Consider the following 12,234-nt stretch of genomic DNA (forward strand, 5'->3'; position numbering starts at 1 on the left):
TCTCCAGGCCCAGTCCCGGAAATTCTTCAGTCAGTTTTCCCATTTTCAGGGGTATTTTAATCCCGCACTTACCGGATATGAAGGAAGCGTGGTGAGAGGAATGGTCCGCAATCAGTGGGGAGGAATCGAAGGCGCTCCAAAGACCTATTTTGTGTCGGCTGAACTTGACTTCGGGGAACTCTCGGGAGAGGTGGATCCGGCCCTGATGGGGAAAAATGCCCTTTCGGTGAACCTGCTTCAGGATAATTACGGGGCATTCAGGGAGAATGAACTGACCGTCAACTATGCGGCCAGGGTACGCCTAACCGAGAATCACAACCTGCGTTTGGGCACCGGAGTAAGCTATCAAAGCATCCGGCTGGATGGAAATGCCCTGACGACGGAAGAAGCCAACGATCCAACGATTGGCCAATACATCGGCACCTTCAGCAACATGAACGTTATTGACTTCAACATTGGCATGGCCCTGACACATGCCAACTACTACGTGAGCTATGGCATCCATCGGGTCAACGGGGGGGGGATTCAAAGTGGGGACGAGTTCATGGACGGGTATCCGGCAGAGCAGATGATTCAGGCTGGATATCGGGAAGCCTTGAATGAGAATCTGGCCATTGCGGCCAACGGATTTTTCAGGTCTCGAAAAGATCTTCCGGATATCATGGAGTTCAACCTGAAGCTCCTGATGATGGACCGTTTTTGGTTGGGGATGGGTCACCGGGTGGATTATGCGACCAATGTCCAGTTGGGATTTATCACCGGAAAGCTTCGCATCGGCTATGTGTATGAATTTCCTATGGCGGAAAGCTACCTCTTACCCGGAGGAATCCATGAGTTTACACTGGCACTGAACCTGTTTCGTCCGAATGAGCGGAGAACCAGGGATGAGGTGATTATTTGGTAGACAAGTTGAGATCACATTCTTAATTCCACCATTTAGCATTTACTAAAGATAAGACAACTGTAAATCAATGAGTTGTAAAAGTCATTCGAATGAAACTCTCCCAGTCACTCTAGTTTTCTGTTAAATTCTGTGAGAGCCTAAAAAAATCCGGATTGAACAGTCAATCCGGATGGGTAATCAAACAACCTGTGACTAGTTATTGAGAGCTAAATTCTTCAATCAGTCTAATAGGCCTTAGCTCAAACTCGTTAAATTCTTTTTCCAGATTCTTTTTTGACACATACTCCAGCTCAAAGATCAAACCGTTGATAAAAATCTCATCCATGTGGAGATCATTTTTCAGATGCATGTTTCCTTGTTTTCCCTTCAGGTTTATTCCATAAGATTCAAAAACCCGGACTAGTTTTTTCGATATATTCATCCCTTTCAATTTCATCCCTTTATTTTTTTTCTCTCAAATCCTTTCCGTAAATCTCCAAAATAGCTCCTAAGCCCGTCAGGAAATAGCCTAAAAGGATCCATTCCTTTAGGGTCCAATTACCCAGGATTAGCTCAGTTAAATTGGCCAACAGGGGTAACAAACCCACACCTATACAACCCAATGCCACCTGAATGCGAACCTTAAGTTCTTCAGCTCCCGAACCTATCCAAAGTAGATAAGTCAGAAAAACAAGCACTAGAGCCCCTGCTGCTTTTAGCGTAAACTCCAATGTTTCAAGCCCAAACCCTGCTCCAATCAAAACCAGATAGGCTAGATAAAGCTGGAATAAGGCCAGGGCCCGAATCCCCAGTTTGGAGAATTCGAGCCCGTGCTTAGTCTTCATCATCAACCAAAATGGGTCAGACGTAAGCAGCAGCCTCAGATTCAAATTCACTGATCGGAGTGTCTTCCAGGATAATCTCCTTCTTCTTGTTTTTTCCGAACTTTTCCAGAATTCGGTCAAAGAGGTAGTAGATCACGGGAACCACAATCAGTGTCAAAAACATGGAAGAAATTAACCCTCCAATGATTACCCAGGCGAGACCGTTTTTCCACTCGGCACCAGCTCCACCTGCCAAGGCAATTGGCATCATCCCAAAAACCATGGCAAGAGTGGTCATCAAAATCGGACGAAACCGGATTTTTACGGCTTTTTCCAAGGCGGATTTGACTTCCACCCCAGCAGCTTTCAACTGATTGGTAAAATCGACCAGGAGAATGGCGTTTTTGGCAACCAAGCCCATCAGCATGATCAAACCCATGATGGAGAAAATACTCAACGTGCCTTTGGTCAAAGCCAAAGCAAGGAAGGAACCGATAATCGCAAGCGGCAAAGAAAACATCACCACCAATGGATAGACGTATGAATCATAAAGAGCAACCATAATCAGGTAGATCATAAGAATGGAAGCCAACAGGGCGATTCCCAAACTCCCGAATCCCTCACTTTGATTTTTCATGTCACCCTCATAGGCAATCTGAACTTGATCTGGCAGATCCATAGCCGCTATCTGGGCAGTTAACTCTGCACCCACCGTACCCGCAGGAACACCTGCAACCTGTGATTTGATCGATACAGAAGAAATTCGGTCCCGGCGCTCCAACTTGGTTGGTCCTTCGGATTGAGTCACGGCAGCAAATTGCTTGAGTTTGATCAGCTCTCCCCGGGTGTTGGTAAAGGTGATACTTTCCACATCTGACAAGGATTTTCGGTCAAATTCATTCAGTTTGACCAGTATGTCATACTCAAATTCCCCATCCCGGTATTTGGAATCATCGTTCCCGTTGAAAGCGACTTGCATGGTACCACCTACTGCGTCCAGAGAAAGACCAAGTTCATTCATTTTGTCCCGATCCACTTCTACCTTGATTTCAGGGTTACCTTCTTCCAGAGAACTTTCGATTTTTCGGATGCCTCTGATGTTCATCATCGCTGCAATGATTTTATCGGAAGCATATTTCAGACTGTCTTTGTCCGGGCCGGAAACGATCACCTGAATAGGCGCATCATTGGCAGTTCCCAGGATCGATATCGGAACGGCAGTATATTCTGCACCGATTAAATTCTCTTCCAGGTAACGCTCCACTTCTCTGGCATATTCAGGCCCAGTCAAGTTTCGATTCTCTTTCGGAACCAACTTTACTGATACCTCCGAGGTATAGGGTACTGACTGAGATCCGGAAATAGAACCACTGGTAATACCTACCGTGGTAAAGACTTCGGTTACTTCCGGCCTTGATCTCAGGTATTTCTCAACTTCCTGAGTTTGAAAATTGGTTTGTTCTATGGTGGCATCTTTAGGAAGCTCGATCCTGACGATGAATTCTCCACGGTCACCTTCGGATACAAACTCACTTCCGATAAAGCCAAATCCTACCAGCATAAAAGAGGAAACAAACAACACCAGGGTCAACCCAAGTGTGATGGCCTTATGGGCAAAACTCCATTTTAAAATCCCGATAATCCAATCAACAAAGCTGTCAATTGCCTTTTCAAAACCAGAAATGACTTTCCCCAAGAAGGTGTTTGGATTCAAATGCTCTAACTTGGAAAAGCGGGAAGTTAGGAGAGGAATCAGGGTGAATGCTACCAGCAAACTGATCAGTGTCGCCGCAGCTACCGTAATACTAAACTGGGTTAAAATCCCTGAAATTAGTCCTCCGGTCAAGGTCAGTGGAACGAATACCACGACGATCACCAACGTGATCGAAACGACCGTTCCACCGATTTCCCGGATCCCGTCATAGGAAGCCTGCATGATGTTTTTGCCCATTTCCAAGTGTCGGTAGACGTTTTCAATGACCACAATCGCATCATCAACCAGGATACCAACCACAAGAGAAAGCGCCAGTAAACTCATCAGGTTCAGGGTAAACCCTGCCAAAAACATGATGGTGAATGTTGCAATGATCGAAACCGGAACCGCTACCATGACAATGACAGCATTTCGGATACTGTGAAGAAACAGTAACATGATCAAGGCTACCAGCAAAACGGCAAGTAGCAAATCTTTGATCACGTCATTCGCAGCTTCAAGTGTAAACTCCGAACTGTCCTGTGATACCTGGAAATTAAGGCCTTCGGCAACATAGGAACTCTCCAGTTCATGAAGCGTTTTTTCCACGATCTGAGCTACCTCCACTGCGTTGGCGTCGGATTGTTTTTGGATCGTCAGACCGATGGCATCGTTTCCGTTGAGTCGGTTGATGATGCTGGCATCTTTGAAGTCGTCCTGCACCTCGGCAATCTCTTTGAGTTTAATGGGTGCTTGATTTTCCCGATAAGCCACCACCAATTCCTCGATTTCTTTGAGGCTGGAAAACTTTCCTGCCAGTCGGATCAAGACCTGACCTTCGTCATTTTTTAATCTTCCTGTCGGAAAATCCAGATTACCGGTACCGATGACCTGTGCCACTGCCAGGGGAGATATTCCATAGGCATCCATTTTATTTCGGTCCAGATTTACCTTGATTTCACGTTCGTTTCCCCCAAGAATATTTACTTGGGCAACGCCTTGAATCTTGGACAATGCAGGCTGGATCCGGTTTTTTACCAAGTCGTAAAATTCTGCCGACTCCAGGTTGGAATTTACGGCCATCTGCATGATTGGCAAATCACCGAGGTCAAACTTTCCCAGACTTGGTGGTTCTACTTCTTTGGGTAAATCACCCAGGATTGCATTAATTTTTCTCTGTGCGTCCTGAATGGAGGCATCCACATCCACTTTATCTGTAAGTTCTACCGTGACAATCGAAATATTTTCCAAGGAGGTAGACTGAATGGATTTGATTCCTTCAAGTGATGCGATCGCGTCCTCAATTTTCTTAGTCACGGAATTTTCCACCTCAGCCGGCGCAGCTCCTGGGTAAACCGTGGAGATGGTCACAATATTGGAAGCAAACTTGGGCAAAAGCTCATAGGAAAGCTGGGAATATGAAAACAATCCCAACAGGGTGAGCACGGTAAAGACTACGACTACCAGGGTCGGTCTTTTGATCGAAAGTTTGGTAATCTGCATCTTATTGGGCTTTTACAGAGATACCTTCTTTCACATTGATCAGGCCGGAGGCGATGATTTCATCTCCCTCGGTGAGCCCCTCCGTGACTTCAACCAAAGACTCATTGATTGGCTGGACCTGAACAGATCGATAGACAGCCAGTCCGTTTTCAATGGTAAATACACCGGGATTTTTCAATCCGCCAACAAGAGATTTCCTGTTGATCAATAGTCGGTTTGCCGTATCAGTGCTGGCAAAGGTCGCTGTGCCAAACATCCCGGGTTTGATTTCCGAAGACGGATTTTTGAGTTCCAAAATCACCTCATATTTAAACGACCCGTCCGCCTTGTCTGAAATAAATGTGACCACACCTTCCTGGGTCACATTGGGAAGCGCGTTCACCTGAACCGGAACTTTCTGACCCAAGTTCACTGTAGCCACTTCCCGCTCAGAGACTTGAAGGTTTAATTTTAAAGGATTTTTGTTAATCAGTTCTGCCAATGGCATACCTGGACTGACCAGCGTTCCCGGCTCGTAAAAATCCTCATTGATGTAGCCGGAAATGGGGGCTTTGATTTGGGTATCCTCAGCTCGCTTTTGGATGGCCTGTAGCTGGGCTTCTGCTATTTTAAATGCCCTGTCAGTATCCTCGTATTGCTTTTTGGTCACTGCGTCCGTTTCCATCAGATTGGTAAAACGCTGGAGGTCTTTTTTGGCCTGATCCAAATTGAGTCTGGCAATGGTTAATTCGGACTGGATTAACCGATCGTCAATTTGAAGGATTAATTCCCCGGCACGCACAAAGTCTCCTTTTCGCTTATGGATTTTCACCACTGCACCCCCTGTTTCCGCCATGAGGGTGAGCTCTTGATGTGCTTCAAATATCCCGTTGGATTCGAAGCTCAGATCCATCAGTTTTGATTGCACCTTTTCAACCGTTACCGGTACATATTCACTGGATTTCATGGCAGTCTCAGTTGCTGCCTCCATTTCTGCCTTATTGGAATACAGGGTGAAGGCCACTGCTCCAACAGAAACAACTAACAATAGGATGATGAGTAACTTTTTCATGTGTAAAAGAATGGGTTGGTTTAGCTTGTAATTCTTGTGATTTGACCTGTGGATTTCAGGATTTCCAACTGGGCAATCCTAACCTGAACAAGTTGATTGTTGAAATTTGCTCTTGCTTGCCTTTGTGTGGATTCGGCTTCAAGCAGATCCGTCAGGGGGCTTAAGCCTTCCCGGTATAGTAAAGCCGTTTCTTTAAGCACATCTTCTGCAAGTTTGAGGTTTGCCTCATTTGCCCTGAGCGTTTGAAGGGCATTGAAATACTTTTTAGTCGCGTTGTTATATTCCATTTGGGCCGCATCCAAAGCCTGAGCTCGGTCTTCCAACAATTGCTGTTGGCGGATTTTGGATTGTGCTGCCCGTGATTTAACCGCAAAGCCATCAAAAATGGGGACCTGGAGTTTCAGACCAATCAGGGAGCCTTGGTACCAAACTTTGCTTTCACTCAAAAAGTCAAAGTTGTTTGAGAAGGAGTTTCGGTTGAAATCTGCAAATCCGACCAAACTCGGATGGTTGGTCGCCTTAATGTTTTTATACTCGTAGTCATACAAGGTCTTCTGAATATCCAAAACTTGAATATCTGTTCGACTTTCAGGATCTAAATCGGTCATCTGGAAATTGGCGATCGTCTCCGGGTTTACTTCTGATTTTTTCAGTTCAATGGGTGTGTCCACCGGAATTCCCATGATCAGTTTGAGATAGCTTAGTCCTCTGAAAATCTCAGTTTCAAGATTTTCCATTTCGCTTTCCAAAGTGGATAAATTCACCTTCACTCTGTTTAGGTCAACTTTTCGCACCAGGTCATTGGCCACTTGAGCTTCCAGTATCCGCTCCAATCCTTTCAACTGATCCACATTGGCCCGGAGATTTTCCCGCTGTAATTCCATTTGGGTTACCCCGAGGTAATTCATCGCGATGTCATAGATGACCTGTTCTTCGGTCTGCAGAGAAAGGGTTTTGTAAAACTCTTCTGAAGTCCTGGCGGCTTTCAATCCGATTAAGTAGGAGCTGTTGAAAATGAGCTGGTTAACTGTTACACCGGCTTTTAAGGATTGAGGTACACCTAGCGCGATCACTGCAACATCATCCGCATCTCCTGGACCGAACAAACCTCCTGGAACAGCCTGAGGAAAAACATCAATGAAATTGTTGTAATTCCCATAAGCGGAAATTTGCGGAAGCCCACCGGCCTTTACCTCATTGCGGTAAAATTTGGCTGATTCTTCATCCATCAAAGCTTTTTTGATGCTTCGACTGTTTTCCAATCCAAGATTCAGGCAGGCCTTCAGGTCAAGAGTGTCTGAGGGACTGGGATTCTCCTGTTTTGCCTGACCTAGTCCAGGAAAGGAAAAAAACATCATGAAACTAAAAACATAAATTCTGAACATATTAGTAATAATTGGTTTAGGTAGTTAATTCTATTTGTTCTGTAAAAACAGAACTTAATATGCAAATTTTTTTAAGCCTTGGATTTCTTGAATTCATTAAAAAGGGAAGGGATCTTGTTTTTGAGAAACTCCATGAAGCTGCACAGATTTTGGATGTGATGATTAAATTCCGGCTTTACATCTCCTCTTACCTTTAGAACGTCCTTCATGAAGGTGCTGATTTCGGAAATATCACAAAGCTCTTTCTCCAATGCTTCTTCCCACCTGTCCATAGTTATGTAGAAGTACCTTTTTCGCTCCCCATGTTTGGTTTTGTAGGCGATGTGATTTTGAAGCTGAAGGATATTCAACGCATTGCTGACTGCACTCTTGCTTACATTCAAATAATCCACAATCTCATCAAATGTGGCCTCAGCTTCATCCAAAACCAGAAGTAATCCTACGATCCGTCCCATGAGGGGCTGCATTCCACGCTGTTCATGAAACACTCCGATTCGTTCAATCAACTCCAATTTATTTTCGTTCAGCATTTGGGTTTATGGTTAGTCAGAATTAAGAACGGATCAAAAGTAATTTGGTTCTGTTGGTTCTCCAAATAAAGAACAAACTTTTTTTGGATAATATTTTCAGGATTAAAACGTTGGATTGAAACTAGTCAATTTTAATCGGGTAAGATGCTTTTGATTTTTTTATTTGAAAAAGTCCTTTTTCTTGAATATCAACAACAAAGTGCTTAAAAAAGCCCAATAAATTAGGATTCGTATAAACCAAATTTAGATATCTCTTTCACTTTGGTTCTCCTAGGTTTTTTGCAAATTGCTCACAAAGTAAAATTTCTTGGTACACTAAATCAGTCGAACTATCTTTATCCTTTCCCATTCCTTATTGACCCCAGTAGCTCCAGTTTGTTCACATGGTAATATTCAAAAATTTTAAACTTTTTTAAGGTTGAAATCAACTGCTGAAAACCTGAAAAAGTAAATCCTTAATCCTGATGAACTTTGAAATAGGAAGTGAACAACCAAGTTTTTCCAACAGATTTCTGATTGAATTTTGCTAAATCACTCTTGAATAATTCCTTCCTGTAACCTTGGATTTTAACCAGTCTGGAACTCTTTTCTTCTTAATCAGAGCTGAATTCGTTTAATTCATAAATCATGATCAAATTTCCAGAAATGAGAGGCGGTTTTGAATGATTTCTCATTTGATGGTTTCCTTCTTCAATCCAATTTTTTTCTTCTACTCGTAAATAGATTGGATGAATTAATTTCTGTTTATAAATCCAAGGGCTTTTTCCACCTCAATTTCCTTATAAAAAAACATTCCTAACTAGTTACTTTCCCAATGAAGCGTTTCGCGTTCCTTTACCTGATTTTTACCCTAGTTTTGTTTTATACTGGTTGCTCTGAGCAAAAATCTTCTGATCAAATCTACCTCTCAGACTGGAATTCAATCGATAGCCTTAGCCGCAATACCACCGTTCATTTTATGATGTGGCAGGGTTCACCTGCAGTCAATAAATACATCAATTCCTTCCTGATTCCTGAAGTCAAAAAGCGATTCGGCATCGATCTGAAAATTTCCGGAGGCCAAGGACCCGAAATCGTCCAACTGCTCATGGGAGAAAAGCAAGCGGGAGTGAGTTCAGGACAGGTAGATATCGTTTGGATCAATGGGGAGACTTTTTTTCAGCTCAGACAGATCGATGGGCTTTGGGGGCCTTTTGCGGAACAGCTGCCAAATGCGCGATACATCGATTTTGAAGATCCCTATATTGGAATAGATTTTCAACAGCCTATCAATGGAATGGAGGCCCCCTGGGGCAACACCCAATTTGCATTGGTCTATGATAGCATCAAGCTTCCGAGTCCACCCCGGACGCTCGATGAGCTCAGCCGGTTTGTAAAAATCCAGCCCGGGACCTTTACCATTTCCAACGATTTCAGCGGAATGAGCATGCTCAAATCCATGCTTGCCGAACTCGGAGGCTCACCGGGTAGCCTCAACGGGCCCTTTGACGAACAAAAATACCAGACGCTCTCCGCCCAACTTTGGGATTGGATCAATGCCCATAAGCCGTATTTCTGGAAAAACGGAGAAACTTTCCCTCGGGAGCATACCAAGATGGACCAAATGTTCGCCTCTGGAGAATTGCTGATTTCCTATGGGTTCAATGAAGGGGGGATCGAAGACAAGGTGCTTCAGGGACTTTTTCCTACCTCCACCCGAGGCTATGCCTGGAAAAACGGAACCGTTCACAATTCCAACTACCTTGGGATCACCTACAATTCCCCCAATCGGGCAGGGGCTCTTCAGGTCATTAATTTCATGCTTTCCCCCGAAGCTCAACTGGTCAAGATGGATGTGAAGGGCATGAATTCCAATACCGTGCTGGAGATTAATCGTTTGCCAGAGGAGTGGAGACAAAAATTTGAGCAGGCTACAAAGCGGCAATATGGACCAACTATGCAATCCTTAGAACCCCATTCCATCCAAGAACCTGCTCCGGAGTACATGCTTCGCTTATTTGAAGATTTTAGAAAATACGTCATTGAAAAGTAAATCCGCATTTGGACTTCTTTTTTTCTTCCTGCTGGGACTCTTACCCTTTGCAGCGGCACTGGTTTATGCCCTGCTGTACAGTCTGGGTATCGTTGGGATTTTGAGCGAAGGGGTAAGTCTTACCCACTGGCAGCAGGTGATTCAGTCCGGTGAGCTTTTGGGTTCTTTTCTTTACAGTGCCTTGTTGGCCGGTACCGGGGTATCGCTCTCGGTGATCTTGGCTTTACTGATCAGTATGGGGCTGCGGACCTCCCTGCAACATCGGTTTTGGAGTCTGCTGATGTACTTCCCCTTGGCGATTCCCGGTATGGTAGCCAGTTTTTTGTCAATACAGCTCCTTTCCAAAGCCGGATTTTTCTCCCGTATTTCCATGAAACTCGGCTGGATTGACAGGCTGCAGGAGTTTCCGGATTGGATCAATGACAGCTATGGGATTGGAATTATCCTGACTTTCGTCCTGATCGTTTCTCCGTTTTTCGTGATTCTTTTTTCAAATGTGTATCAAAACGAACGCATAGCAGAGCTATCCACCTTGGCTTATTCCCTGGGGGCCCGTGGCAATCAGGTATTTTGGCAGGTGACTTTACCCATCCTCTTTTCCAAAACCAAGCGGATCATGATTTTGTATTTCATTTTCCTGTTGGGCTCGTATGAGATTCCCCTGGTCCTCGGGCAGGAGTCTCCCCAAATGCTTTCCGTGTTGATCATCCGGGAATTGAAGCAGTTTGATCTGAAATTAATCCCGGAGGGATATGTGGTGGCAGTAGCCTACACGGTAGTCATTGCCATCGCGGCTTTGCTGGTTTTCCGAAGAAAGGAGGTTCAGGTTCATGAATAAGCTCAAGTATTTGGCGCTGTTGGTTTTGGGACTGGGGATTCTTTTTCCATTTACCTATTTGGTGCTGCTGTCATTTTCGGGAGAATGGTTTTTTCCGGAGGTTTTGCCCGGCTATTTCGGTCTGAAAAACTGGAAAGAAATCCTGAACTCCGAATCCGGAATGGGCCTTAGTTTCATTTCTTCCTTAGGCATTTCTTTGCTCGTTGCGACCTTGGGTACGGGTACAGGATTTATCTGGAGCAAATCCATCGCCTACCATTCCCAGAAGGAAACCTGGTTAGTCTTAGCTTATTTTCCCTACATGCTTTCTCCGGTTGTATTGGCCGCTTGCCTGAACTTCTTTTTCCTCAAATCCGGTCTTTCGGGCACTTGGCAAGGCGTGGTTTTGGGGCAGTATTTGGTCGCATTTCCCTATTCGGTCATCTTTTTTCAGGCGTTTTGGAATCATCGCACGAGACAGTTTGAACAACTGGTGCTCACTTTGGGAGGCTCATCCCGACAGGCATTTGTCCAGGTGATTTTACCTTTGGCCAAAGGGATGATTCTGGTCTGCTTTTTTCAGACTTTTTTGATTTCCTGGTTTGAATACGGGCTCACGGCACTGGTGGGAGTGGGAAAAGTTCAAACATTAACAGTCAAAGTCTTTTTATATATCAAGGAAGCCAATTTCTACTACGGAGCCATTGCCTGTTGCTTCTTGGTCTGGCCTCCTGTTCTCCTGTTGTATTTGAATAAACGATTTGTCTATAACCGCCTGGTCTGATGTTTCTTGAAATCAAACAGCTCTCAAAATCCTTCCAAAATGACTTGATCGTAGACCGGCTTTCCCTTTCTTTGGATCAATACCGCACCCTGAGCATTTTGGGGAAGTCGGGCTGTGGCAAGACTACCTTGCTCAAGCTGATTGCCGGTCTGGAAACTGCCGATCAGGGAAGTATCCGGGTGAATGGGGAGGACATGACCGGCAAAACTCCCGCCGAGCGAAAAATAGTCTACCTCTATCAGGAGGACCTGCTTTTTCCTCATCTGACTGTCCGGGGAAATATCGGTTTTGGACTAAAACTCCAAAAAATTCCTGCCTCCGACATCAAGGAGCAGGTGGACCTGATGATCCAGCGACTCGAACTGCAAGGGCAAGGGGACAAGATGCCCCATCAGCTCTCCGGTGGTCAGCGTCAGCGGGTGTCTTTTGGCCGGGCGATCATCACTAATCCACGACTTTTGCTCCTCGACGAGCCCTTTGGAAGTCTGGATGTAGGGACTCGTCAGCGGATGCAGGAGTTGTTTAAAGAGCTGACCGCTCTCTATGGAATTACCTCGCTTTTTGTCACTCATGACCTCAAGGAGGCGATCTTGATGGGCGATGATATCGGGCTGATGAAAAAAGGAAGTCTTCAAGTTTACCTTGATAAACAGGATTTTTTACTCGATCCTCTGACCGGAGTCCGATCGGAAATCGAGTTTTGGGAATCCTTGTTAAAACCTAACTATTGAT

Annotated in this window: 11 protein-coding genes; 5 read left to right on the plus strand and 6 right to left on the minus strand. The window is 44.8% G+C overall.

Annotated features, from left to right (window positions below):
- The coding region (locus D0X99_RS16090; RefSeq protein WP_147392242.1) for a PorP/SprF family type IX secretion system membrane protein at positions 1-904 on the plus strand (904 nt) is incomplete at its 5' end.
- A gap of 196 nt (positions 905-1,100) precedes the next feature.
- Here D0X99_RS16090 and D0X99_RS16095 read toward each other — a convergent pair.
- The 6 genes from D0X99_RS16095 to D0X99_RS16120 form a co-directional block, all read right to left on the minus strand.
- Entirely contained in the window at positions 1,101-1,325 is a 225-nt protein-coding gene (locus tag D0X99_RS16095; protein ID WP_119479024.1) for an acyl carrier protein, read from the minus strand.
- Positions 1,326-1,344: 19 nt separating this feature from the next.
- Positions 1,345-1,731, minus strand: coding sequence for a hypothetical protein (locus tag D0X99_RS16100; protein WP_119478886.1), 387 nt, complete (start codon positions 1,729-1,731; stop codon positions 1,345-1,347).
- Between the two features lie 13 nt (positions 1,732-1,744).
- A complete protein-coding gene (locus D0X99_RS16105; protein ID WP_119478887.1) occupies positions 1,745-4,903 on the minus strand; it encodes an efflux RND transporter permease subunit in 3,159 nt (1,052 codons plus the stop codon).
- Position 4,904: 1 nt separating this feature from the next.
- Complete coding sequence (locus tag D0X99_RS16110; RefSeq protein ID WP_119478888.1) at positions 4,905-5,954, minus strand: efflux RND transporter periplasmic adaptor subunit; 1,050 nt, start codon at positions 5,952-5,954, stop codon at positions 4,905-4,907.
- 20 nt (positions 5,955-5,974) lie between these two features.
- The gene (locus tag D0X99_RS16115; RefSeq protein WP_233553742.1) at positions 5,975-7,339 is read right to left on the minus strand and encodes a TolC family protein; all 1,365 of its coding nucleotides are present in this window, start codon (positions 7,337-7,339) and stop codon (positions 5,975-5,977) included.
- A gap of 71 nt (positions 7,340-7,410) precedes the next feature.
- Entirely contained in the window at positions 7,411-7,869 is a 459-nt protein-coding gene (locus tag D0X99_RS16120) for a GbsR/MarR family transcriptional regulator (protein WP_233553743.1), read from the minus strand.
- A gap of 814 nt (positions 7,870-8,683) precedes the next feature.
- Here D0X99_RS16120 and D0X99_RS16125 point away from each other — a divergent pair.
- From D0X99_RS16125 to D0X99_RS16140, 4 genes are read left to right on the plus strand one after another with little or no spacing between them, the layout of a single operon-like run.
- Positions 8,684-9,901, plus strand: a complete 1,218-nt coding sequence (locus D0X99_RS16125; RefSeq protein WP_119478890.1) for an ABC transporter substrate-binding protein — start codon at positions 8,684-8,686, stop codon at positions 9,899-9,901.
- Positions 9,891-10,739, plus strand: coding sequence for an ABC transporter permease subunit (locus tag D0X99_RS16130; protein ID WP_119478891.1), 849 nt, complete (start codon positions 9,891-9,893; stop codon positions 10,737-10,739). The genes D0X99_RS16125 and D0X99_RS16130 overlap by 11 nt, the downstream gene beginning before the upstream one ends.
- Positions 10,732-11,502: an ABC transporter permease gene (locus D0X99_RS16135; RefSeq protein ID WP_119478892.1), complete on the plus strand. Its 771-nt coding sequence runs from the start codon at positions 10,732-10,734 to the stop codon at positions 11,500-11,502. Before D0X99_RS16130 ends, D0X99_RS16135 begins: the two co-directional genes overlap by 8 nt.
- On the plus strand, positions 11,502-12,233 hold the full coding sequence (locus D0X99_RS16140; RefSeq protein WP_119478893.1) for an ABC transporter ATP-binding protein: 732 nt from the start codon (positions 11,502-11,504) through the stop codon (positions 12,231-12,233). Before D0X99_RS16135 ends, D0X99_RS16140 begins: the two co-directional genes overlap by 1 nt.
- The last annotated feature ends 1 nt before the right edge of the window (position 12,234 follow it).

Origin of the sequence: Algoriphagus lacus, assembly GCF_003583985.1 — a bacterium.
Taxonomy (GTDB): Bacteria; Bacteroidota; Bacteroidia; order Cytophagales; family Cyclobacteriaceae; genus Algoriphagus; species Algoriphagus lacus.